The sequence below is a fragment of the Alcanivorax sp. 97CO-5 genome, assembly GCF_000524665.1.
Taxonomy (GTDB): domain Bacteria; phylum Pseudomonadota; class Gammaproteobacteria; order Pseudomonadales; family Alcanivoracaceae; genus Alcanivorax; species Alcanivorax borkumensis.
Genome location: NZ_KI965881.1, coordinates 1 through 24,454, shown reverse-complemented (window position 1 = coordinate 24,454; position 24,454 = coordinate 1). Strand labels below are relative to the sequence as shown.

At 53.3% G+C, this 24,454-nt stretch carries 19 protein-coding genes; 12 read left to right on the top strand and 7 right to left on the bottom strand.

All coding sequences use genetic code 11. The features are described 5' to 3' along the window. The first annotated feature begins 4 nt into the window (after positions 1-4). Positions 5-3,034, top strand: coding sequence for a PilC/PilY family type IV pilus protein (locus Y017_RS04505; protein WP_035459258.1), 3,030 nt, complete (start codon positions 5-7; stop codon positions 3,032-3,034). A gap of 19 nt (positions 3,035-3,053) precedes the next feature. Beyond that, entirely contained in the window at positions 3,054-3,503 is a 450-nt protein-coding gene (locus Y017_RS04500; RefSeq protein WP_051428700.1) for a type IV pilin protein, read from the top strand. Here the strand turns inward: Y017_RS04500 and Y017_RS04495 are convergent. After that, the gene (locus Y017_RS04495; protein ID WP_035459256.1) at positions 3,500-4,015 is read right to left on the bottom strand and encodes a GspH/FimT family pseudopilin; all 516 of its coding nucleotides are present in this window, start codon (positions 4,013-4,015) and stop codon (positions 3,500-3,502) included. The genes Y017_RS04500 and Y017_RS04495 overlap by 4 nt on opposite strands. Positions 4,016-4,117: 102 nt before the next feature. On the opposite strand from Y017_RS04495, the gene Y017_RS04490 reads away from it, so the two are divergent. Beyond that, the gene (locus tag Y017_RS04490; protein ID WP_046961665.1) at positions 4,118-5,233 is read left to right on the top strand and encodes an FAD-binding oxidoreductase; all 1,116 of its coding nucleotides are present in this window, start codon (positions 4,118-4,120) and stop codon (positions 5,231-5,233) included. Here the strand turns inward: Y017_RS04490 and Y017_RS04485 are convergent. From Y017_RS04485 to Y017_RS04475, 3 genes are read right to left on the bottom strand one after another with little or no spacing between them, the layout of a single operon-like run. Continuing rightward, the gene (locus Y017_RS04485) at positions 5,173-6,567 is read right to left on the bottom strand and encodes a sigma-54 dependent transcriptional regulator (RefSeq protein WP_035459254.1); all 1,395 of its coding nucleotides are present in this window, start codon (positions 6,565-6,567) and stop codon (positions 5,173-5,175) included. The two genes, Y017_RS04490 and Y017_RS04485, sit on opposite strands and share 61 nt — an antisense overlap. Positions 6,568-6,578: 11 nt before the next feature. Continuing rightward, a complete protein-coding gene (locus Y017_RS04480; protein WP_035459252.1) occupies positions 6,579-8,132 on the bottom strand; it encodes a PAS domain-containing sensor histidine kinase in 1,554 nt (517 codons plus the stop codon). Further along, positions 8,122-8,364 (bottom strand): PP0621 family protein, encoded by a 243-nt coding sequence (locus Y017_RS04475; RefSeq protein WP_011587759.1) that lies wholly within the window; start codon positions 8,362-8,364, stop codon positions 8,122-8,124. Before Y017_RS04475 ends, Y017_RS04480 begins: the two co-directional genes overlap by 11 nt. 122 nt (positions 8,365-8,486) lie before the next feature. Between Y017_RS04475 and Y017_RS04470 the strand changes: the two genes are divergently transcribed. Next, complete coding sequence (locus Y017_RS04470; protein WP_035459248.1) at positions 8,487-10,112, top strand: NAD+ synthase; 1,626 nt, start codon at positions 8,487-8,489, stop codon at positions 10,110-10,112. Positions 10,113-10,214: 102 nt separating this feature from the next. Here Y017_RS04470 and Y017_RS04465 read toward each other — a convergent pair whose 3' ends face one another. Continuing rightward, positions 10,215-11,033, bottom strand: coding sequence for an outer membrane protein assembly factor BamD (locus Y017_RS04465; protein ID WP_011587761.1), 819 nt, complete (start codon positions 11,031-11,033; stop codon positions 10,215-10,217). 68 nt (positions 11,034-11,101) lie between these two features. On the opposite strand from Y017_RS04465, the gene rluD reads away from it, so the two are divergent. The 3 genes from rluD (at position 11,102) to clpB (ending at position 15,799) form a co-directional block, all read left to right on the top strand. After that, a complete protein-coding gene (rluD, locus tag Y017_RS04460) occupies positions 11,102-12,073 on the top strand; it encodes a 23S rRNA pseudouridine(1911/1915/1917) synthase RluD (protein ID WP_035459245.1) in 972 nt (323 codons plus the stop codon). Positions 12,074-12,160: 87 nt separating this feature from the next. Beyond that, positions 12,161-12,907, top strand: coding sequence for a peptidoglycan editing factor PgeF (pgeF, locus tag Y017_RS04455; protein WP_011587763.1), 747 nt, complete (start codon positions 12,161-12,163; stop codon positions 12,905-12,907). Positions 12,908-13,201: 294 nt separating this feature from the next. Further along, on the top strand, positions 13,202-15,799 hold the full coding sequence (gene clpB / locus Y017_RS04445) for an ATP-dependent chaperone ClpB (RefSeq protein ID WP_035459243.1): 2,598 nt from the start codon (positions 13,202-13,204) through the stop codon (positions 15,797-15,799). A gap of 80 nt (positions 15,800-15,879) precedes the next feature. Here the strand turns inward: clpB and Y017_RS04440 are convergent, their stop codons facing one another. After that, on the bottom strand, positions 15,880-16,341 hold the full coding sequence (locus Y017_RS04440; RefSeq protein ID WP_011587766.1) for a DUF4124 domain-containing protein: 462 nt from the start codon (positions 16,339-16,341) through the stop codon (positions 15,880-15,882). 472 nt (positions 16,342-16,813) lie between these two features. On the opposite strand from Y017_RS04440, the gene Y017_RS04435 reads away from it, so the two are divergent. The 3 genes from Y017_RS04435 to Y017_RS04425 all read left to right on the top strand — a co-directional run bounded on the left by Y017_RS04435 (position 16,814) and on the right by Y017_RS04425 (position 21,085). Next, positions 16,814-18,535, top strand: coding sequence for an acetolactate synthase 3 large subunit (locus Y017_RS04435; protein WP_011587767.1), 1,722 nt, complete (start codon positions 16,814-16,816; stop codon positions 18,533-18,535). Continuing rightward, complete coding sequence (ilvN, locus tag Y017_RS04430) at positions 18,535-19,026, top strand: acetolactate synthase small subunit (RefSeq protein WP_011587768.1); 492 nt, start codon at positions 18,535-18,537, stop codon at positions 19,024-19,026. Before Y017_RS04435 ends, ilvN begins: the two co-directional genes overlap by 1 nt. Positions 19,027-19,180: 154 nt before the next feature. Continuing rightward, the gene (locus Y017_RS04425; RefSeq protein WP_035459241.1) at positions 19,181-21,085 is read left to right on the top strand and encodes a hypothetical protein; all 1,905 of its coding nucleotides are present in this window, start codon (positions 19,181-19,183) and stop codon (positions 21,083-21,085) included. Positions 21,086-21,150: 65 nt separating this feature from the next. Here the strand turns inward: Y017_RS04425 and ilvY are convergent, their stop codons facing one another. Next, positions 21,151-22,038, bottom strand: a complete 888-nt coding sequence (gene ilvY / locus Y017_RS04420) for an HTH-type transcriptional activator IlvY (RefSeq protein ID WP_011587770.1) — start codon at positions 22,036-22,038, stop codon at positions 21,151-21,153. A 188-nt stretch (positions 22,039-22,226) separates the two neighbouring features. On the opposite strand from ilvY, the gene ilvC reads away from it, so the two are divergent. Together ilvC and pssA are read left to right on the top strand one after the other, a co-directional pair. Next, positions 22,227-23,243 carry a ketol-acid reductoisomerase gene (gene ilvC, locus Y017_RS04415; RefSeq protein WP_035459332.1) on the top strand — a complete coding sequence of 339 codons (1,017 nt, stop codon included), beginning with the start codon at positions 22,227-22,229 and terminating at the stop codon, positions 23,241-23,243. Positions 23,244-23,395: 152 nt separating this feature from the next. Further along, positions 23,396-24,172, top strand: coding sequence for a CDP-diacylglycerol--serine O-phosphatidyltransferase (pssA, locus tag Y017_RS04410; protein WP_035459239.1), 777 nt, complete (start codon positions 23,396-23,398; stop codon positions 24,170-24,172). The last annotated feature ends 282 nt before the right edge of the window (positions 24,173-24,454 follow it).

The following is a 24,454-nucleotide window of genomic DNA, read 5'->3' as shown; positions in this document are numbered from 1 at the left end:
GACAATGAGCTATTCAAAAAAGGTTTATCTACTGGTGCTTATGGTGCTTATGGCTCCTGTTGCAATTCATGCAGATGACACTGAGATTTATTATTCTCAGGCTGCTGCAGGTGGGAGCGAGAATAAGCCTTCTGCCAATGTAATGGTTCTTTTGGATACCTCTGGCAGTATGCGTTTTTGTAAAAATAGCGAGGCCAATGTTGCTTGGTGCAGTGATGTTGAAGAGCGACGCATCAACATGCTGGAAGATGCAATGCATGTATTGATCGACTCCGTTCCTGGAGATGTAAAGATGGGACTGGGTCGATTTAATGCCGGTTATAACTGTAATGGCGGGCGTAATACTTGCGGAGCTCATGTTCTTCTGCCGGTAACCGATATTGATGAAAAAACTAAAAGAGTCTTCAAGGATACGGTTTCTTCCCTGAATTCTGCAGGGGACTCTCCAAGCGGTCCTAGCGATGGAGCCCCTTACGGTAGTACGCCTACCGCTGAAGCCTACTGGGAGATGGGGCGTTACATGATTGGAAGTTCCCCTCAAAGCTATACTTCCTACGGCGATAGTTCTAATGATGACAACACTAGTGAAGTTTGCCTCGAGTACGAAGAAAACCAGACATGCAGTAATGTTAATGTCTATGGGTGGATGGATTTGCCGGCTAACGATTCATGTAATACTAGTTCGTCTACATGTCGCCGGGAGTGCGTGAGTCGGTGGCTTGTGTTTTGTCAAGAATACGTTTATCAGCGCTATCAGATAGTGGGCCAAGAGCAGGAGTGTGAAACCACAGAGATCTGTGTTGACGAAAAAAAGATCGTGGATAATGGCAACTATGTTTCACCAAGAAACACTGCCAATGAATGTGAGAGTAATCATATTGTTCTGTTTACAGACGGAGAGGCTAATGATGTGAATCTCCCCTGTGGCGGCGGTTCATCCTATGATTGTCAGCGTGCTATCTCTGATTATCTTGATCGAGATTTCGAAATAAAGACCTACAACGTAGGCTTGCACATGGAGGACAATCGAGCAGATATGGAAACAGTGTCCTCCGATGGGGCTGATGGCACCTATACCGCCTCTGATGCGGAGTCACTTGCTAGTGCGTTCCTTGATATTTTTGATCTGATCGAAAAAGAATCTCGCTCTATTGCGGCTCCAGGTGTTGCGATTAACCAGATGGACCGATTTCAGCATCTAGATCAACTCTATTATTCCGTATTTGAGCCGAGTGAAAATAGTTATTGGCAAGGAAATTTGAAACGTTACCAGCTTGAAGATGGTGTTATTAAGGGTAAGAACGGCCCAGCAGTTGACCAAGATACCGGTTTCTTTAAGGAGTTTTCTCAGAGTTTCTGGAGTGATGAAGTTGATGGCTATGACGCTAAAATCGGCGGAGCTCGAGAGGAGGTTTCGTCGCGACGACTTTTCTATACTACTGCTGGAGGCGATACCCGTAAGATCGACTGGGAAAATATAGCAAACAATAATCTAACAAAGGAAAGCTTTGGCCTCAATTCAGGTGCTGACGATGATGAGCTTGAAAACCTTCTCGATGAAATGAAGGTGATGTGGGGTGATCCGCTCCATAGTGTTCCAGTAATGGTCAACTATGGAGGAGATAGTGACAATAATATTGTTTTCGTTTCAAACAATGGCGGCATGCTTCATGCTGTCGATGCTAAAAACGGGGAAGAAAAGTTTGCTTTTATGCCTTACGAATTTTTTTCTAGGGCGAATGAATACACAACGGAACGCTTAGCGCTTAAGGATAGAAATATACGACAAAGCTATGGGCTAGACGGGAGCTGGGTGGCTTGGCGTCGTCCGGGTGATACCGTCGATGCCAAGCCTTCGGATGTGTTCCTCTACGGTGGGATGCGCCGGGGAGGGCGAGACTACTATGCAGTGGATGTCGGTAATATTAGTAGCCCTTCGATGATGTGGCAGATTAAAGGTGGTAGTGGTGACTTTTCCAATTTAGGGCAAACGTGGTCAACACCAACGCTTACCCAGATTCCTGTGGGGGGCGAGAATGTGCCTGTACTGGTTTTTGGTGGAGGGTATGACTCTGCTGCTCATGATAAGAAGCAGGGGAAGAGCAGAGGTAACGGCGATTCGATGGGTAACGCGATCTACATTGTTGATGCCCGCACAGGAGAATTAATCTGGTCGGCCAGTGATACTGGTGCCAGTACGAATGTTGCGAGTATGAAGTGGTCTATCCCGAGCAGTATTGCTGTTGTTGATAAAGAGTTTGATGGAATAGCAGATTATCTATATTTCGGTGATCTGGGAGGTCAAGTATTCCGGGTTGATATTGATCAGACCGGAGGAAAGAAAATGAAAGTGCACCGCTTGGCAAGGGTTAGTGGTTCTAGTGTCTCAGATAATCGCCGTATTTATGAAGCACCTTCGGTTGTTTATTTAAATGATAACGGTGTGAATACTTTGTATGTTGCTGTTGCTACAGGGTATCGCTCTCACCCTCTTGATGAAAATATCCGTGATGGCATTTTTGTTATAAAGGACAAGACCGCCTTATCAACGTCAATGGATGCGCCAGATGATGTGATGCTGTCGCAGCTTACTGATGTGGCTACAGGTACGCCGGAAGAAAGTGATATGGGGTGGTATTACTTGCTTGAGAAGGGTGAGAAATCATTGGCTTCGCCGGTTGTTTTCAAAAATATTTTACGCTTCACTACGTATAAACCAGAGAAGGCCGTTGGCGATGATGATAGTGCTTGTTCTGTGAGTTTTGGGAAGTCTTTTTTACACACGGTAAATATTGAAACGGCAGAGCCGGCCAGTTTTAATAATGACGGTAACGTTCCAACGAGTCGTAGTGAAGAGCTTGAGCAAACCACTCCTCCCCCATCGCCAGTACTAGTAACCGATGGTGAAGGTAATGTGTATGTGGTCGTGGGTACTGAAGTAATTGGTGCTGAAGACTTGGGTTATACGCACTTAAGAAAACGTCGCTGGTATCAGATGGATAAAACCAAAGCGAATGAATTTAAGGCGCCTTAAGCGAGTGACGAGGTTGTGTATGATGTCTGGAAAATCGGTGTGTAAAGGCCGTGATCAGCAAGGCTTTACCCTGATTGAGTTGATGATTGTGGTGGTGATAGTGGCGATTCTCGCCTCTATTGCTTACCCCAGTTATACCCGTTATGTGCAGGATACTCGCCAGGCGGAAGCGCAGGGTGAGATGATGGCCTTGGCTGGTGCACTTGAGCGGTACCGAGCAAAGAACTTTTCCTACAAAGGTGCCAACACTAAGCTAGCAGCTCTATCGCCAGTGCTTGCCAATAGTGACTATTTCACTACTGCAATCTCCGTGACGGGAACGGGGAGTCAGCAGTATGAAATTACAGTGACGCCGAAAACGGGCGTAATGACGGGCACCGAAGTGTTGAAGATCAATAGTGAAGGGCAGACATGTATGAAGGTTTCTGGCTGTACTATTGGCACGGACGATTCTTGGAAAGAACATTAATCGCAGTCTTCCGGTTTGGCGGTCTCCACTCTAGGGCGGCCAATCCAGTTCATGGTAATTCTTCTTGCCGCGACAGGGTTGCATAGATAAAAGCTGCCATTTTGGAAATGGCTGTTGCCCTTGTTGTGAAAGACCAACGCATTACCTTTGAAACGTTTCCAGATTAGGCGTGTTTGCCCTGGGAGCTGGTAGTGCTCAATGATTTCGGATGCGTTCAGATTTCCATCGTTGTTTCGATCGAACCCCATCCAAACTTGTTGTGTTTCCTCGAATTTATTACAACCGTTTTGTCCATCGCAGATCATGCGGTTACCATCGGTAATCGCCCCGGCACGAGCCTGTCTTATCAGGCTGTGCAATGTCATGGTGGCTGTGCGAACTTGATAGCGAGGAATGATGTCATTCCACGCATAGGAAGCACAGACAGAAAGAACACCGATGATAGTGATGCTTGTCAATATTTCAATCAGCGTTAAACCGTATTGTTGTGGGCATTGATAGTGGCGGGCCATCTTTAGGGCTCCCATAGCAATGCATAAAAGCCTACGGGAGAATGCGCTGGGTGGTTATGCTATTGTTGCCATCCTTAATGTCTGCTGTTTCCTCATATTGCCATGTCTGATGTGCTCGTTGTAGGTGGTGGAATTATCGGTCTTTTTTGTGCGCTTGAGCTTACAAAGCGAGGCAGGAAAGTGACGATCATTGATGCCCCAGATAAATATCCGCCGGCCTCTTGGGCCGGTGGCGGCATTCTTTCCCCTTTATATGCTTGGCGTTATTGCGATGCTATGACGCTCTTGTCGGTAAATGCGTTTTCCCGTTATCAGAAAGTTTTGGAAGAGTGTGATTCGGCAGGTATACCTGGTTGTGGCTCACTGTTGCATGGCGGTGGTTTGTGGGTTGAAACGGCAGAAGAGGATGCTGCTCTAGCATTTGAATGGGCACAACGCTGGCATATTCCAGTACAAGCGGTCTTGGCCCATGAGCAAATGGAAGAATCTGCTGCTGGCGGAGGGCTGTTGTTTCCGTCACTGGGTAATATTCGTAATCCGGGTGTACTAAGAGTGTTGCGTGCGTATTTGCTGCGGTTGGGCGTGCGCTTTGAGTCGGCCATTATTCGCCATGTTCGGCCGTTGAATCTGGGTGGGGAAGTTGGGGCTGCTGATGGACGACGCTGGCACAGCGATGCCGTTGTGATCAGTGCTGGGCATGCAGCCCCAGGCCTTTTGCTCTCCATGGGGGTTACACTGCCGCTTTTTCCTGCAAAAGGTGAGATGTTGCTGTATCACATGCAGCCCGGTCAGGTGCCTGCGGTTATGTTGACTGAGCGAGGATATCTGATTCCGCGGCACGATGGCTCCGTGCTGGTGGGGTCAACGCTGAGGCGAGGCGATAATACGACATACCCTACCGTAGCTGGGCGTTATCAGTTAGAGCGGTTGGCGGCGAGATTATGGCCGGAGCTGGCATCCTGTTCGCCAGCCTTTCATTGGGCAGGGGTGCGACCGGGCTGTGAGCGTGATATTCCGTTTATTGGTTCGGTACCAGGAACCAATGGGGTGTTTGCGGCTGTTGGCCATTATCGAAACGGGCTGGTGGCGGCGCCGGCCAGTGCGGAGTTGCTCGCCCAGTTGATTACTGGCGAGCAAACCTTTGTTGATCCCGAGCCTTATTCGTTATCGTCTGTTTCGTCGTCATCACGGTCCAGCTCCAGCTTTTTCAATCGGTAGCGCAAAGAGCGGAAGGTCATGCCGAGTTTTTTTGCGGCGGCGGTACGATTCCAGTGAGTTGTATCCAGAGCCTTGAGTATTTCCTGTTTTTCGATTTCCTGAAGAAACTCTTCCAGGGGCTGTTCGCTGGGTCTTATGGGGGGGGGCGAGGTTGAAGTGCTAGAACGGTTTGAGGCCAGCCCAGAACGGTTTGATGGTAGGCGCAGGTGTTCGGGGAGAATAGTGTTGCCGTCACACAATGTTAGCGCCCGCTCCAGGGTGTTTTCCAACTCCCTGACATTGCCGGGAAACGCGTAGTTGGCAATGGCATTCACCGCGTCAGAGCTAACGCTGGGCGGCGGAATTTCCCAGGCTTGGCTGAGCCGGTCGAGAATATGCCGAACCAGCTTTGGAATATCTTCACGTCGCTCGCGTAACGGCGGAACGTGAGCCTCGATAACATTAAGCCGATAGAAAAGATCCTGACGAAAACGCCCCTCTTCCATTTCGTCTTCCAGGTTCTTGTGGGTGGCGCAGAGAATCCGTAGATTGACTTGGAATTCCTTGGCTTCGCCTACCGGTCGAACGGATTTTTCCTGAATGGCTCGTAGCAGTTTGACCTGCATATGTAAGGGAAGGTCGGCCACTTCATCGAGAAATAAGGTGCCGCCATCAGCTTCGCGGAACAGTCCCTTTCGGTCTTCCACCGCGCCGGTAAATGCGCCTTTGCGATGGCCAAAAAATTCACTTTCCATTAGTTCAGACGGTATGGCGCCGCAGTTTACTGCCACAAACGGTTTTTCCCGGCGCGGTCCTAACGTGTGAATTAATCGTGCGATACGCTCTTTACCGCTTCCTGATTCGCCACTTATATAAATAGGCGCTTGGCTGCGCGCCAACTTTCGAACCTGGCTTTTTAGCGCGACCATGCTGGGCGCGTCACCAATCAGATTATCTTCTTCTTCATGGTGTTCTTCGACTTCGTTGATGCCCAGCCCGTCTTCAATTAACTGCCTTAATCGGTCAAGAGCGACAGGCTTGGCAATAAAATCATAGGCGCCATATTTCATCGCATCGGTGGCGGTTTTCATGCTGCCGTAGGCGGTTATTACGGCAGTGGGCATAGTCGGACAATATTGTGAAATGAATTGGAGAAGCTCTAGGCCGGTACCATCCCCCAGGTTCATATCTGTCAGGCAGAGATCGTAGTGTGCCTCTTTAAGGCGCTGTTTGGCAGTGGACAGAGAGTCGGCGGCGGTGGCCTGAAGTTTCATGCGGCCGAGCGTGATGACCAGCAGTTCGCGCAGGTCAGCTTCATCGTCAACAACCAATACGTGGGGGGCTTCTGCACTCATAAGCGATTCTGTTATTGAAATTGTCGGTGCGGGTGAGCAAAGGTTATCACAAAGCTGGCTCCTTTCGAGCTTTCCTCCAGGTCTAGTGTGGCTTGGTTGGCATGGCACAGTTCGCGGCACAGATAAAGGCCAAGGCCATTGCCGTCTTTGGCGGTGGTGTAAAAGGGCTCGAAGAGATAATCCCTGGCCTCAAGGCTGATACCCTGGCCGTTATCTTGAACTCTTAGCCAAGGAAGACCGGTACGATCATGGTGGCCACAATGCAGACTCACCTCGCAGAAATCGCCGCCATGGCGCAGTGCATTGCCGATCAGGTTATCCAGCACCTGGATCAGCTGACTGCGATCAAAGCGCACTTCCATATCCGGTTGGCAATGAAGAGCAATTCGTCCGGTGGTGTTTTTGATTTTCCATTGCTCAGTTACTTCCTGAATTAGTGTTGGCAGAATGAATCGTTCAGCTTGCCCTTTCGGTCTGCGTGAAAGGTCTAGTACATCATGAATAATGCCGTTCACCCGAGTTACATGGTTGCGGATTATTTGTAATAGGTGCTGGTCTTCCTGGCTTGGGTCTCCATCAAGCAAGAGATCGGAGGCATGATTAATGGCACTGAGAGGATTGCGGATTTCATGGGCTAGGGTGGCAGATAGGCGCCCGAGAGAAGCTAGGTTCATTTGCTGGGCTTCCTGTGCGATTTGTGCGGTGTTCTCTAGAAAAAGCAGTGTCAGGTTTTCATGTCCGGTATCCAGCTGTGCGAACCGTGGGCTCAGCACGGGAGACTGCTCCGAGACGCGCAGGGTAGGTAAAGGCAGAAGGGGATTATCTTGCCAACGATGAAAACGGGAGGCTAATGCGTCGGGTAGGTGCTTGCCTAGCATCGGGCTGTCGAACAGATTGTTGGCGGACTGGTTGGACATGAGAACTTGAAAACCGTCGTCGAACACCAAAACGCCTGTGCGCATACGTTGCACAATTTGTTGGTTCAGTGCTTCCAGTCGTTCAATAGCAACCTGTTGCTGCAGCGTGACTTTTTCGCTTTGTTCTAGGCGATGCGCGATTTGCTGAATAATCAGCGATACCATGAAGAAGGCAATGCCGAGCAGGCTCGATTCAGTCAGCACGAACGGGGATGAGTGCTGTGTATGGATGGAAAAATAGAACTGCTCGAACATGGCGGACAGGGTTGCCAGTGCCGCGATAAGAAAGCCTTGTCGACCGCGTAAAAGAATGTTGCCAGCCGCAACGGTCACCAACAAAAGCACCGCAAGACCGCCTTCTAGTCCGCCATTGGAATGCACTACCAGTGTTAGCATCCCGAGGTCACTGATGAGCGCGGCCGGTTGTGCCCAGGCAGGAAATGCTCGTCTATGCCGGTTATTGTCCAGGGTGGCGGAGGCCAGCGTCAGGCCCAAGTAGACAAAAAGGGTTGTTTCGAAGAGGGCGGGGAAATGGGTGCCGAGCAGAGCCTTATCTGGCCCGTAGTGTAGTAATAGCAGCACGCAAGCTATGGCAATGCGGTAAACATTATAGATGCGTGCCGGTGTCCAGCCTTGGCTAGCGATCATGCTGTTCCAGATATTGGCGCTGATGTTCTTGGCTGCAGAAATGCAGCCCGCCATGACTAAAAGCGTCGGGGGCTGGAACATGAACGCCACATTGTGCGCATTTCACCATGATCTGCGGGTTACTGGTGCTATTGTCGGGCGCTGTGGGCCGGGCCTGGGCCAGCAGTTGTTTCATAACCCGCCAGGCTAGATAAATCAGCGCGGCGATAATAATCAGGCGAATTAGCCCCATGGAGCCCCCTTTATTGTTTGCTGTTTTTGTCAGGTGCGGTCGGGTTACGTGTTTCTAGCGCATTCATCGATCGCCAGCTAAAGAGTACAATCAGCGCTCACTTGAGGAAAGGCCGGTTGATCATGCGAATTATTATGGCCCAGCAGAATGCGCTGGTGGGCGATATCGAAGGCAACGCCCAGCGCGTTATTGCCGCGTCAGACGAAGCTCGTCGATTATTAGGGGCAGATTTGGTGCTGTTCCCGGAACTAATGCTTACCGGCTACCCGCCAGAAGATCTTCTGCTGCGCCCGAGTCTGAACAGTCGGGTCGATGCGGCCCTCGCAGATATCGGTGCGGCGATTTCGGTGCCCGTAGTGCTGGGCTATCCGGCGGTACGCAACGGGCATCGTCGTAATGCGGCGGGGGTGATGTTCCCGGGTGAGACTGGTCCCCGTCATGAGTATTTCAAGCAACACTTGCCCAATTACCGGGTGTTTGATGAAAAACGTTATTTTCAGCCGGGCAAGGATGCTTGCACCTTTGATATTGATGGCTGGACGCTGGGTATTACCATTTGTGAAGACATTTGGCACGCTGGCCCAGCGGCCCAGTTACAGAAGGCAGGCACCGATCTGATTCTGAATTTGAATGCCTCTCCTTATCGCATCAACAAGGCAGACGAACGTTTCGACCAGGTACAAGCCCGTTGCCGGGAGACTGGCTTGCCGGTGTTGTATTGCAATCTTGTGGGTGGCCAGGATGAGCTGGTTTTTGATGGGGCCTCATTTGTCTGCGATAGTCAGGGCAATCGCTGTGTGCAAGCTGCTAGTTTTACCGAAGCACTGGTGCCGGTGGATGTGCAATGCCAGGGCGGGCACTGTGAGCCTCGTGGTGAGGTGTTGCCGCTGCCAGGGCCGCAGGCGGGTATGTACCAGGCTTTGGTATTGGCAACCCGTGATTATGTGAACAAAAACGGTTTCAAGGGCGCTCTATTGGGACTGTCCGGGGGGATTGATTCTGCTCTGACCCTGGCGGTGGCGGTGGATGCCCTTGGCCCGGAACGGGTGGAGGCGGTGATGATGCCATTTCAGTATACCTCTGCCATGAGTCTGGAAGACGCAGAAAAACAGGCTCGAACCCTGCGCGTCCATTACCGGTTATTGCCGATCGAGGCAGCGTTTAATGGGTTTATGGATATTCTCAGGGAGCCGTTTGCAGGCACCTCCCGGGACACAACCGAAGAAAACCTCCAGGCTCGCTGTCGCGGGGTGCTGTTGATGGCGCTTTCCAACAAGAACGGTTCAGTCGTGTTGACCACGGGTAACAAGAGCGAAATGGCGGTGGGGTATGCCACGCTGTATGGCGATATGGCGGGAGGCTTCTCGGTGCTCAAGGATGTCTTCAAGACGTCAGTGTTTAACCTGTGTCGTTGGCGCAACCAACAGGCTGGGGCGGAAATTATTCCCGACAGGGTGATTACGCGCCCTCCATCCGCAGAGTTGGCTCCAGACCAAGTGGACAGTGATTCTCTGCCTGATTACGACGAGCTGGACGCGATTCTGGAGCGTTACGTGGAGCAGGACATGAGCGCCGAAGCGGTGATTCGTGATGGTTTTGATCGAGAAACAGTGTATCGGGTGGTGAAACTCACGGACCGCAACGAGTATAAGCGTCGCCAGGCTGCCGTGGGGCCGCGCGTTAGCCGCCGGGCTTTCGGCAAGGACCGGCGCTATCCAATAACCAACGGTTGGCGGCCGGGAGATTAAGTGGCTGTGGCGCAAGATGTTTGCTACTAGGTAAACACCCAAAAGCCCGCTATTGCGGGCTTTCTTCGTTAGGCGTCGGGCGTTCTGTTTGCGTGCAGCATGTTATAACAAATCGAATGTCAGCAAACTGAGTAAGCCGTTATCCTCATCTGGCCACCAAGCCAGGTCTACGTGTTTGTCGTCATCTAGAAAGGTGCTGTTGGGCCAGTTCAGGGCCAGCACCGCGCGGCTTTTTTCAGCCTGCTTGGGGAGCTCTAGCCGTTGGTAGCCTTTCACCATAATGGCCAAGCTTTCTTCCACGGCTGGGGTATGCTGATAGTGTTTTACCACATACTGCGCTCGGTTAAGAGAGGCGACGATGGCGCCGCGCCGCGCGTAATAGCGTGCCACGTGGAGTTCCTGCCGGGCGAGTTGATTGCGGATATGTACCATGCGGGCGCGAGCGTCAGGGGCGTACTCGCTGTCCGGAAAGCGGCTGACCAAGCGCTCGAAGTCGCGGAAGGCGTCTTTTGCGGCAGCCATATCCTTGCTGGAGCGGTCGGAGGCAACCATATTGTCAAACAGGCCCTTCTCCATATTGAAGTTGGCCAGCCCGCGCATGTAGAGCGCATAATCCATGCGCGGATGGGCGGGATGGTTGCGCATGAAACGCTGTGCCGCTACCACTGTGGCTGGGTAGTCCACAGATTTGTACTGGGCGTAAATCAGGTCCAGTGCGGACTGTTCGGCATAATCTCCATACGGAAAACGCGCCTCCAGCTCTTTGAGCTGGTCGATGGCCGTCAGATAGTTTTTCGATTCAATGGACTCGCGGGCTTCCCGATATTGATCGGCCTCGGTGAGCTCCGGGCGATCTTCAGGGTTAGCGGCACAGCCGGCCAGAATCAGTAGACACAGTAGTGGCCATAAAAGTCGTGGCATTCTTTCCTCGTTGAACGGGTTACAATTCGCGAATTGGGTATTTAAGCACAGGTTGAGGAACCTTTTATATGGGACATCTTGGCGGCGAAAAAATTCAGCGCACCGAACAGGTGAAGCCGGAGCACGCCGGGCAGCGGGTAGATCAGGTAGCGGCGGAGCTGTTCGAGGGCTTTTCTCGCTCGCGCCTGCAGACTTGGATCAAGAATGGTGTGTTGACGGTCAACGGTGCCCAGACCAAGCCCAAAGAGAAGCTGACCGGTAATGAATCGCTGACTCTGGAGGTGGAAATTGAGCCTGAATTGGATGATCAGCCTCAGTCCATCGATCTGGATGTGGTCTATCAGGATGACGACCTGATCGTGATTAATAAGCCCGCCGGGCTAGTGGTTCACCCGGCCGCAGGCCACGCAGATGGCACATTGCTTAACGGGTTGCTTCACTTGGACGAACGCCTTAACAGCCTGCCCCGTGCGGGTATTGTTCACCGTTTGGACCGTGATACTACTGGGTTAATGGTGGTGGCCCGTTCTCTAGAAGCTCATCAGAGCCTGGTGGCGCAACTACAAGATAAAAGTCTGTTTCGGCAATACGAGGCCATTGCGGTGGGGGTGATGACTGGCGGTGGCAAGGTGGATGCGCCCATGGGGCGTCATCCGGTGGACCGTAAGAAGCAGGCGGTAGTGAAAACCGGCGGAAAAAATGCGGTGACTCACTACCGGGTGCTTGATCGTTACCGGGCTCACACCCGGATTCAGGTGCAACTGGAAACCGGTCGTACCCATCAAATTCGCGTTCATATGGCCCATCGCAACTATCCGCTGGTGGGTGATCCGCTCTACGGAGGTCGCCTCAAGCAGCCAGCCGGTGCCACCGAAGCGTTGCGTCAGGCGCTGCATAAATTTCCCCGCCAAGCGCTACATGCCAGGAAATTGGGGCTGATCCACCCGGCTACGGGAGAGTATTGTGAGTTTCAAGCCGAATTGCCGGCGGATATGACTAGCCTGATTGTCGCGTTGGAAAATGACATCAAAGACGAATAGGTCACCCCCGCTTAGCCTCAATCAGGTGTGTTGTTCAATATGAGCGGGGGAAGGGGCCTGCGCCCCTTCATGATCAAGGAGCCGGAAATGTCACTACCGGACAAGAGTGAGTGGTTGTGCCCGGATTGGAATCCACACCCGGCAGTGCGGGTATGTGTGACCACCCGGGCTGGCGATCTCTCCCCTAAACCTTGGAACGGTTTAAATTTGGGGCTGAATTGTGGTGACCAGCCTGAGCGAGTGGAGCGGGCGCGCCACCATGTGGAGAAACAATTACAGGCGGATCATCCTGCGGCCTGGTTGTGGCAGGTCCATGGCAAACGGGTGATGCGGGCAGATGAACAGAATAATGAGGCAGACGGTGTTTGGACCGATCAGCAGCGTTGGCCTTGTGTCGTGCTGACGGCTGATTGTTTGCCCGTGTTGCTCGCTCGCAAGGATGGCACGGCGGTGGCGGCGGTGCATGCCGGTTGGCGCGGCTTGCAAGCGGGCATTATCGCCGAAGGGGTCGCTCGTATTGCTCCCAGCGGTGAGCCAGTGAGTGCTTGGCTAGGGCCGGCCATTTGTGGGCAGTGTTATCAGGTGGGGGATGACGTGTATCGCGCTTTCACCATGGGTCGCCCGGCTTTTGAGCCTGCCTTCAAGAAAGATGCTACCCCTAATCATTGGCGGTTTTCTGTGGCCCACGCTGCCATTATTGAGCTGGCCCTGTTGGGCATCGACGATGTTCATGGTGGAGATCTTTGCACGGCCTGTGATTTGTCCCGCTTTTACTCCTATCGTAAGGAAGGCCAAACGGGTCGGTTCGCCTCACTGATCTGGCTTGATGGATGAAAACAGGGATTGTTGAGCGGGGAGGGTGAGTGGACTCCGCTATATGGGCTGTTTTTTCTTTTATCCAAAAACAAAGAGGCTGCGATCCAGGATTGGGCGCGGCCTCTTTGCTTTAAGGCTATGGTCATGCTTGTTATTGCGCGGTATCAATTCGCTATTTCCAAAAAACAATTAACCTTGAAGCTGGCCCAATCGGACCCATCTATGATTCAGTTGATAGATAACCGGTGATCACATTGGCCTTGCCGACAGGGAGGCGTTGTGTGGATCACGACCGGATAGGAGAGCGATACAATGCGAATGGATAAACTCACTGCCCGCCTGCAGGAAGCGCTGTCAGACGCGCAATCCTTGGCCGTGGGGCAGGGTAATAGCACCATTGAGCCAGTTCATCTGATGTTGGCGTTGATGCAGCAGCAGGGAGGCGCCGCTCGGCCGTTGTTGGAAAAAGCAGGCGCCAACGTTGCCGATGTGATTACCGCCCTGAAAATGGCTGTGGACAAGCTGCCCACGGTGACTAACTTCAATGGTGATGTGCAGATGGGACAAGCCACCGGGCGGATGCTGAATATTGCCGACCGGGAAGCTCAGCAGCGCGGTGACCAGTATCTTTCTACGGAAGTGGTGTTGCTGGCGGCCTGCGACGATAGCGGTGAGCTGGGTAAGCTGTTTAAGAATGCCGGCGTCACTCGTAAGGTGCTGGCTGAAAAAATTGCTGAAGTACGAGGGGGCGAAACGGTGAACGATCCCAACGCGGAAGACAAACGTGAAGCGCTAGATAAGTACACCGTGAACCTGACCGAGCGAGCGGAGTCCGGCAAGCTTGACCCGGTGATCGGCCGGGACGACGAAATTCGCCGTACTATTCAGGTCTTGCAGCGTCGCACCAAGAACAACCCGGTATTGATCGGTGAGCCCGGGGTGGGCAAGACCGCCATTGTCGAAGGCCTTGCTCAGCGTATTGTGAATGGCGAAGTCCCTGAAGGCTTGAAGGACAAGCAAGTGCTCTCGCTGGATATGGCCGCGCTGATCGCGGGTGCTAAATATCGAGGAGAGTTCGAAGAGCGCTTGAAAGCGGTACTCAACGAGTTGGCTAAGCAGGAAGGGCGCATCATTCTTTTCATTGATGAGCTGCATACCATGGTCGGCGCCGGCAAGGGTGAAGGGTCCATGGATGCGGGCAATATGCTCAAGCCGGCACTGGCTCGGGGTGAGCTGCACTGTGTGGGTGCTACCACGCTGGACGAATACCGGCAGTACATTGAGAAAGATGCCGCGCTGGAGCGTCGTTTTCAGAAAGTGCTGGTGGATGAGCCCACGGTGGAAGACACCATTGCCATTCTGCGGGGCTTGAAAGAGCGTTACGAAGTTCACCATGGCGTGGACATCACCGATGGCGCCATCATTGCCGCTGCTCGCTTGAGTCATCGCTACATTACCGATCGACAACTGCCGGATAAGGCCATTGATCTGATCGACGAGGCCGGCAGCCGTATCCGTATGGAAATCGACTCTATGCCGGAGGAAATGGACCGCCTAGATCGCCGTTTGATCCAGCTGAAAATGGAGCGTGAAGCGCTGCGCAAGGAAGACGATGATGCCAGCCGCAAGCGGCTGGAAAAGCTGGAAGATGAGATCGATGAGCTGGAAAAAGAGTACGCGGATCTAGAGGAAATTTGGCAGGCGGAGAAAGCCGCGTTGCAGGGCGCAGCCGAATATAAGGCGGAGCTGGAGCAGGCTCGTGTGGAGCTGGAGCAGGCCCGTCGCGCCGGCGACCTGAGCCGTATGTCCGAACTGCAGTACGGCGAAATTCCGGAACTGGAAAAGAAAGTTCAGGATGCCCAGGACCGGGAAGAACAAGCCCAAACTGAGACGCAGCTGCTGCGTAACAAGGTCACCGACGAGGAAATTGCTGAGGTGGTGGCCAAGTGGACCGGCATTCCTGTATCGAAAATGTTGGAAGGTGAGAAGGACAAGTTGCTGCGTATGGAAGATGCCTTGCATGATCGGGTGGTCGGCCAGAATGAGGCTGTTGAGGCGGTGGCTAATGCGGTACGCCGCTCCCGGGCAGGGTTGTCAGATCCGAATCGACCCAACGGCAGCTTCCTGTTTCTGGGCCCCACCGGGGTGGGTAAAACGGAACTTTGTAAGGCGCTGGCCAACTTCCTGTTCGACACCGAAGAGGCCATGGTTCGCATCGACATGTCTGAGTTTATGGAAAAACATTCCGTGGCTCGGCTGGTGGGAGCCCCTCCGGGCTATGTGGGTTATGAGGAAGGCGGCTACCTCACCGAGTTAGTGCGACGTAAACCTTACTCGGTGGTGTTGCTGGACGAGGTGGAAAAAGCCCACCCGGATGTGTTCAACATTCTGTTGCAGGTGCTCGATGATGGTCGCCTGACGGATGGCCAAGGCCGTACCGTGGACTTCCGCAATACTGTGGTGGTGATGACATCCAACCTGGGTTCTGATCTGATTCAGAAGCTGGCAGGTTCTGATGCCGAATCTGCTAGTGATTATGAAACGATGAAATCGGCGGTGATGGAGGTGGTAGGTAACCACTTCCGCCCGGAGTTCCTCAACCGAGTAGATGAAACCGTGGTGTTCCATCCGCTGGCCAAAGATCAGCTCAAGGGCATTGCGTCCATTCAGTTGGGTTTCTTGCGCAAGCGATTGGCGGAGCGGGAAATGAGCCTGGAGCTGAGTGATGCGGCGCTTGATCAGCTGGTGGATGCCGGTTTTGATCCCGTCTACGGGGCTCGTCCGCTTAAGCGGGCTATCCAGCAGCAGTTGGAAAATCCGCTGGCTCAATCGCTGCTGAAAGGCGAGTACGTTCAGGGCGATACCATTCACGTGGATGTGGAAGAGGGGCGGTTTACGTTTGGCCGTTAATCGTCCCTTTGGGCCAAGTAAAGAAAGGCCGCCGGTGGTAACGCCGGCGGCTTTTTTGTGGGCGGGCTTTTAGTCTCAGCTTAGCGGCCTTCGCATTTCTCCAAGGCACTACGGGTCTCGGCGAGCATCTCGTCTCTAACTTGCTGGTCGATCACTTCCAGTTCACCTGTTTCCGGGTTTTTACGCCGTACGGTGGGCTTGTTGGTCAGGGTTTCCAGATTCTTGCGGTGTTGTTCGCAGCGTTCTTGAGCGACCGCTTCTGGTTCCGTTTCCAGTCGCTTTTGCTCCTTGGCTTGACTCGCGGCAGCCTCTTTGGCTTTTTGTGCCGCGTTCCTTTTGGTCTCAAGGGCTTCGATGGCCTCGCTCTGACTCGAACTGGCAGTGGCGCGGGTGTTTATTTCGGTCGTATTCGCGCCCTGTGGAGCCTGGGCGTCGTAATGGGTAACGCCTTTGTCGTCTACCCATTTATAGAACTTGGCCGCCGGGCTCAGGCTCGAAAGGGCAAGTAAGGCGCCGCCGAGAAACAGGCTGAATTTTGTCATGATGTCCGTCTTCTTATGATTTCGGTTGATCCATCAGACTTTAGCATGACGTGAGAAGGGGATTTTCTGCAACCTAAAGTCGACCAAGGGCTTTGATTGACTGCACATTTCTGCGAAGATTATGACTTTCCGGAGATCGGGACCCGCATTCGCTTACCGGCGTGTGTGAGGCCGGGACCCGGGGCACCGTTACCGCGATGTCCTGCCAGCAGTACCACTGCACTCTCGTCCCGCTGTGGGAGCCTCCGGAGGTTTCTCATTCCTAAAGCGGGAGTATTCCCTTTCAGGTTTGCAGATCTTCCGTGTAGTCCTCCCGCCTGTGTTCTTGTCGGCCACCTCCGACAGGGCTCCAGAGCACCTAAATACGGTGCTTTCCGCAGGCAGCAAGCTAGCAGGCTGTTCAACAGCCAGCCAAAACACCGTCCCGCTGCGTGGCAGTGGGTAGTATGCATTTAAATTTGAGGTAGCAACCGTGGAAATGTTATCCGGCGCGGAAATGGTGGTCCGTGCGCTGCAAGACGAGGGAGTGGAGTACATCTTCGGGTATCCCGGAGGGTCCGTACTGCACATTTATGATGCGCTGTTCCAGCAGGACAAGGTCAACCATATTCTGGTCCGCCATGAGCAGGCGGCCACCCATGCGGCCGACGGCTATGCCCGTGCCACCGGCAAGGCCGGTGTGGTCATGGTGACGTCCGGGCCAGGCGCGACTAATGCGATTACTGGCTTGGCTACGGCCTTTATGGATTCGATTCCTATGGTAGTGCTGTCCGGGCAAGTGCGTTCTGACTGGATTGGTGATGATGCCTTCCAGGAAACGGACATGATTGGTGTGTCCCGTCCGGTGGTGAAGCACAGTTTCATGGTTCGTGATGCCAAAGACATTCCCGAAATCATGAAGAAGGCCTTCTACATCGCCACCACCGGCCGTCCCGGCCCGGTGCTGGTGGATATTCCTAAGGATCAGACGGCACCGAACGTCAAGAATCCCTACGAGTATCCCAAGAAAGTGAAGATGCGCTCTTACTCTCCGGTGAGCCGCGGCCATTCCGGGCAGATCCGTAAGGCGCTGGACGAGTTGATGAAAGCCAAGCGCCCGGTGATTTATGCCGGCGGTGGCGTGGTGCAGGGTGAAGGCAGCGAGTTGCTGACCCAGTTGGCCCACCGGCTTAATTTCCCGGTGACCAATACCCTGATGGGACTGGGGGGCTTTCCCGGTACCGACCGTCAGAACGTGGGTATGCTGGGCATGCACGGCACCTATGAAGCCAACATGACCATGCATAACTCGGATGTGATTTTGGCTGTGGGTGCCCGTCTGGACGACCGGGTGACTAACAATGTGAAGAAGTTCTGCCCGGGCGCCAAGATCATTCACATCGATATCGACCCGGCGACTATCTCTAAAAACATCATGGCGCACATCCCCATCGTGGGCCCGGTGCAGCAGGTGCTGGAAGAGATGCTGGCGGCGCTGGATGAGCACGGTGGCGAGCCGGACCGCAAGGCGCTTGAGCGCTGGTGGGAAGAGATCGACGGCTGGCGCAAGGTGCATGGCATGCGTTATGAGATCAACGAAGATGGTCCCATGAAGCCCCAGCAGGTGGTGCAGGCGCTATATAAGGCAACCAAAGGTGATGCCTATGTGACTTCCGATGTGGGTCAGCACCAGATGTTCGCAGCCCAGTACTATCAGTACGACAAGCCTCGCCGTTGGATCAACTCCGGTGGCCTGGGGACTATGGGCTTCGGCTTGCCGGCGGCCATGGGGGTGCAGTTTGCGTTCCCCGAGGCGACGGTGGCCTGTGTGACGGGCGAAGGCTCTATTCAGATGAATATCCAAGAACTGTCCACCTGCCTGCAGTATGGCTTGCCGGTGAAAATCATCAACATTAATAACCAGGCGCTGGGCATGGTTCGCCAATGGCAGGACATGCAGTACGGCGGCCGTCACAGCCAGTCATACATGGAGTCCCTGCCGGACTTCGTCAAGCTGGCCGAATCTTATGGTCATGTGGGCATGAAGATCACCAAGATCGAGGATCTGGACGCGGCTATGGACGAAGCCTTTGCCCTGAAAGACCGTTTGGTATTCATGGATATTTATGTTGATTCCACCGAGCACGTATACCCTATGCAGATTGCAGACGGTTCCATGCGTGATATGTGGTTGAGCAAGACGGAGCGGACCTGATGCGTCGAATTATTTCTATTCTGATGGAAAACGAGCCGGGCGCACTGAGCCGGGTAATCGGTCTGTTCTCCCAGCGGGGGTACAACATTGAAACCCTTTCGGTAGCACCTACGGAAGACAGCACCCTGTCTCGCCTGACGCTGACCACTTACGGTAATGATCTGAAGATCGAACAGATTACTAAGCACCTCAACAAATTGATCGAAGTGGTCAAGCTGGTGGACCTGACAGAAGGCGCGCACATTGAGCGCGAGCTGATGCTGATCAAAGTGAAGGCTACCGGTGCCCAACGGGCTGAAGTGAAGCGGTCGGTGGATATCTTCCGTGGCCAGATTGTGGATGTGACTAGTACGGTGTATACCATTCAGCTTACGGGTGCATCGGACAAGCTGGACGCCTTTATTGGTGCTATTGGGGAAACCCAGGTGCTAGAAGTGGTGAGGTCTGGAGTATCCGGCATTGCTCGTGGCGAGAAGGTTTTGAGCTTGTAGTCGTGCTCAGCGGTTGACGCTGAATGCTAGATGCAAAAGCCGCTCTTCGGAGCGGCTTTTTTTGTTTTTCATGATAGCAACATAAAAGTCTTTAGAATCGATTCACGGAAAAGCGCACGGCCTAATCGGCCGCACCAAGGAAAGGAGAGTCGCTATGGCGTTTGATTATGGGTCCATTGATTTGGGACTGCGGAACCCGTTTAAAAAAGAAGGCTTGGTTACTGCGGTAACGGGTGGGCTGAGTGCTTGTGTGGGGCTGGCTGTGCTGCTGATAGCGGCGGCAACGGTGAAGGAAAATACCGTGGCGGGCTGGATTTATATAGTGTTTGCGGTAGTGCTTCTAGGGGGCGGGGTTCGCGCCTTGAGTGGGGGTGCTTTTGCCATGTTGCGCTATTTTGTAGGTCGGAACCATCCCACCTCGCTGGCCTATAATTACAGCCCCTCGGAAAGCAGCACTGCGCAGGAAGAGTCCCGTTATGTGGGCTACAAAGGCAGTACGCTAGAAGAAATGTTGATTGGTCGTAAGAATCCCACTTTTGTGGAGCCAGAAGGGTTTCTGGCGCGCGCGCTGCACAGTCTACTTCCTAAGTTGTTGTTCATGCCGTATCCCATTCGTAACCTTGGGCAGCGCTTATTTGGCGCCTGGGTGAAAACAGCAGTGGCTATCATGGCGTATCTGTTTGTGGCGTTTGTCACGCTGGCGGGTTTTGTCGGTGATATGGGTACCGTGATCTTTCCCCTCTATTCGGTGATCTTGAGCATTTATGTGATTGTGTTGTGGTGGAGAGCCGGTCGCGCTATTGCTCGGCATCCGGAACGGCAGGTGGAGTCCATGGGCGGTGGCGACCTGGTTATGGTGATAGCGGTGTCTATTGTGCTGCCGGTGATGGTGGGTCTTATGCTGGGCTCGGTTTCCCAAGTGGGCAATGTGGGTATTCAGCAGTGGCAGCAGTGGATTAGCGTGCTCGACGGCCTTTATCCGTTAACGTATTTGTTGGTGTCATTGCTGTTTGCTGCAGTGGCTAGCGTGGGCATTTATCAGCTGCTTCGTCGTCGTTTGGCGTTGGCGAATCCGGTGTCGGAAGTGTCTGAGTTGCGGGAAAATTGGCAGGAGTCGGTGCACCCCAATGAAATTTTTATCAACCTAGATAATCTAGTTATGGCTAACCGTCGTTATAAGGAAGTGCCCAACCGGGTGTATCGGGAACTGGACCCGCAATTGGTTGAACAGGTGGAGGGCAAGGGGGGATTCAAGGGTGAGATGATCCAGGAAATCCAGCCGAAAGTGAAACCGATGAACTTGGGGGCAGGTTTTGACAAAGTACGAATGGCTCTGCTCATCGGGGGTAATATCTTAGTGCTGATAGCGACAGGGCTAACCTTGTGGTTAGCGTTTGCCACGGTGGATCTTTATGAGGCTTTGGCCCAGCAAGGCGTATCGGTGGAGGCGTTGTTGTCTGGTGATAGCAGTGCACTGTCGTTGGCGGTGAATTTACTGGTGTGGGGCGTTATTTTTAGAGCTTTCGCGGCGCTGTTACGCGGAGCGGCCCACTTGTTTTTTTCTGAAATGCAGTTCGAATCGGTGATGATTTACTTCAAGTGTGAAGGCACATTTACGGAGTCGAAAATGTCCACGGGTACGGGCATCCATGATAGTACTCGTTCAGAAAATACCTTAATACGCAGCAGCATTACACCCTGGATTGTGGTCTCAAGGTTGGTGACGTCCACGTTCGCAGCCACTGGTATGCGTAACCTTGAATTCCCGCGTTACGTGATGGAAATGCATAAGGCTCCAGAAGCGTTAGCCTCAATTAGGGCTGATGTGGTCACTTTCTTGAAGGACCGCGAGTCCATCGCGTCGATTACAAGTGAGAGGGATTTGGGTAATGCATCGCAAATTTATCAGCTCAATCAGCAAACTCGAGCTCAGGTGTCACTGCCGACGGCGGGAGCTGATGAGGACGCTGCCGGGTATCTGCGCCAGGAGCAGGCAGCGGACGATGTCGAAGCGAAGCCTAGCAATGGCGGCACCGCGGGAGATGAGCCGGTACCGTAACACGCCTTGCTCGGTCTCCCTCCCGAAGCGGCCCCAAGAGTGAGCCGTTTTTTTGTTGTCTGGCGTCAGGTATCACCTAATTGTGACCAAAACGCATTAATGAGCGGTTCTTCTTGGCGTCGCTCCTGGGTAAACAGCCCTACTTCGTAAGGTGCAAGGGCGGGCTGCACATCCAATGATCGGGTGCGTCCGGCTAGCGGGCTGTTATCCAGCACAATCTTCGGCACCACGCCCACCCCAAATCCTAGGCTGACCATACTGACGATGGCTTCGTTGCCGCTGACCTGAGCATAGATATGCGGCTTCGCGCCAAGCTGGCGAAACCAGCGATCTACCCGTTCCCGTGCCAACCCTTCCTCCGAGAGAATCATGGGAGTGTCTTTCCAGTCCGCTTGCTTGGCTACACCGTTGAGCCGTTCCGCCAACTGGGTTTGTCCGGCCTGGGCAATAAACAGTAAAGGGGACCGGGCAATGGGCCTAAAGGCGATGCCGCTGGGGAGGTGATCAGGTCGTGCGCCGATCGCGATATCCTCTTCGCCCTGCTGGATGCGCTGCACGGCTTGAGCCGGGTCGCCAGTATGCAGCTTTAGTTCGATACGAGGGTATTGGTGCCGAAAACTGCTGAGTAGATCGTAGAGAAAGCTATAGCTGGCGGTCACGGAGCAATACAGGCGCAGCTCACCCTGCAGAATGCGGCGATCCTCCTGTAATGCATGGCGCAGGCCATCCCAGCGCATCAGTGTGTCGCGGGCATATTCCTGGAAGCGTTGGCCTTCTCGAGTCAGGGTAACGCTGCGGTTGTCACGGTAGAACAATGGCACGTTCAGCTCTTCTTCCAGCTGTTGAATGGTACGGCTGAGTGTGGAAGGGCTTACGTGGCACATGGAGCTGGTGCGCCCAAAGTGCAGGGTGTCGGCTAGGGTCAGGAACAGCCGCAGGGGTTTGGTGTCCATCAGGTATCCGCTTGCTGCTGAAGGAGTGAGACACTTGCTGTGTTGCAGAATAAGGAATGTGGTGTTTCAAATATATCATTTTACGCAATGATGTGAATCCCCTAAAGTACCGGCCTATCAGGCTGGTGCTTTATGTGTATCGGGCCTTTACCTTTTTCTTCTATTTATAAAGAGTCAGAGCTATGAGCATGCAAGTGTATTACGACAAGGATTGCGACCTTTCCATTATCCAAGGCAAGAAAGTAGCCATTCTCGGTTACGGCTCTCAAGGCCATGCCCACGCCTGTAACCTGAAAGATTCCGGTGTAGACGTCGTTGTCGGGCTGCGTACTGGTTCTACTTCCATTGCCAAAGCTGAAGCCCATGGCCTTAGCGTAACTGACGTACCCTCCGCCGTTGCCGCCGCTGACGTGGTAATGGTGCTGACGCCTGATGAGTTCCAGGCGCACCTGTACAAGTCCGACATTGAGCCGAACCTGAAAGAGGGGGCTACCTTGGCCTTCGCGCACGGCTTTGCTATTCACTACAATCAGATCGTACCGCGTGCGGACCTGGACGTGATCATGATCGCTCCTAAAGCGCCGGGCCACACTGTGCGCACTGAGTTCACCAAGGGTGGCGGTATCCCCGACCTGATCGCGATTTTCCAAGACGCGTCCGGCAGCGCTAAAGAACTGGCTCTTTCCTATGCCTGTGGTGTGGGCGGAGGCCGTACCGGTATCATCGAAACTACGTTCAAGGACGAAACTGAAACCGACTTGTTCGGCGAGCAGGCGGTACTGTGTGGTGGGGCTGTTGAGCTGGTGAAGGCGGGCTTCGAAACCCTGACCGAAGCGGGTTACGCGCCGGAAATGGCGTATTTCGAGTGTCTTCACGAGCTTAAGCTGATTGTTGATCTGATGTACGAAGGTGGCATCGCTAACATGAACTACTCCATCTCCAATAATGCGGAGTACGGTGAGTATGTGACGGGCCCAGAAGTGATCAACGATGAGTCTCGTGCCGCCATGCGCAATGCGCTCAAGCGTATCCAAAGTGGCGAATACGCAAAAATGTTTATTGCTGAAGGCGCGCATAACTACCCGTCCATGACTGCGGCGCGTCGTAACAATGCGGCGCATCCCATCGAGCAGGTGGGTGAGAAGTTACGTGGCATGATGCCGTGGATCCAGGCGAACCAGATCGTAGACAAAACCAAGAACTAAGGGCTCACTGAAAAACTTCTTGCATGTTGAGTATGCAAGGGGTCACTCAGAGGCTCCCTTGTCTTAGGGACCCAAAAAACGCGGCTTCGGCCGCGTTTTTTTGTTTGGGAGTACTGCGTTACACTAGCGCCATCATAAATGGGTGGATAACCATGCAGGATAACGACAAGACAGCAGCGACGGACACTCAAGACACATTTGAAGTGGTTGAAGCTGAGTATCGAACAGGGACTCGCCACAAGGGCGTGTACCTACTGCCCAATCTGTTTACCACAGCGGCCTTGTTCGCCGGCTTCTACGCCATTGTGGCTGCCATGAATGGGCATTTCGAAAATGCCGCTTTGGGGATCATCATTGCCGGTATCCTTGACGGGATGGATGGCGGGGTGGCGAGAATGACCAACACCCAAAGTAAGTTCGGAGCGGAGTATGACTCGCTGTCAGACTGCGTGGCTTTTGGTGTGGCTCCGGGACTGGTGGCTTATGCTTGGGCGCTATCAGGGCTGGGTAAGTTTGGTTGGGTGGCGGCCTTTATCTATGTGGCCTGCGCTGCTTTGCGCCTAGCTCGGTTCAATGTACAGGCGGAAAGCACGGATAAACGCTTTTTTATCGGTTTGCCTAGCCCTACCGGAGCGGGGTTGGTGGCGACGCTTGTCTGGCTGGGAGCTAGTCGTGGCATTGAGGGGGCGGATATTTCCTGGCTAGTGGCCATTGTGGTTGGGGGTGCCGGTTTGCTGATGGTGTCGTCAGTGAAGTACCACTCTTTTAAAGAATTCCATATTGGCAGAGTCCCCTTCAAGATGCTTCTTGGGGTGATTATTGCTTTTGCCATTGTCTTTTTGGACCCACCGTTAGTGTTGTTGGGGGTAGCAGTGACCTATGTGGCCGCGGGTTTACTGATGACACTTTGGCAGCTGCGTAAACATTAGTCAGGTTCGAGATAAAAAAAGGCGTCCCCAGGGCGCCTTTTTTTATCTGCCAATGGCAGCCTTGCTGCTGGGGCCATGAAAAAAAACAAAAAGGCAGAGAAGACAGGAGGTGATGGTATTTTGGGGGGGGGGGGCTGTTTTGGTAGAAGAGAGCTGTTGGTTAGGAGGTTGGGACGCATAATAAATGAGCGTTTTAGGCCGTTTCTGATGGTTTTTTATCCGTCCAGACAGAAGATGACCGTTTGATAAAAAAGACATGAAAAAAAGTGTTGACGGCCCCGG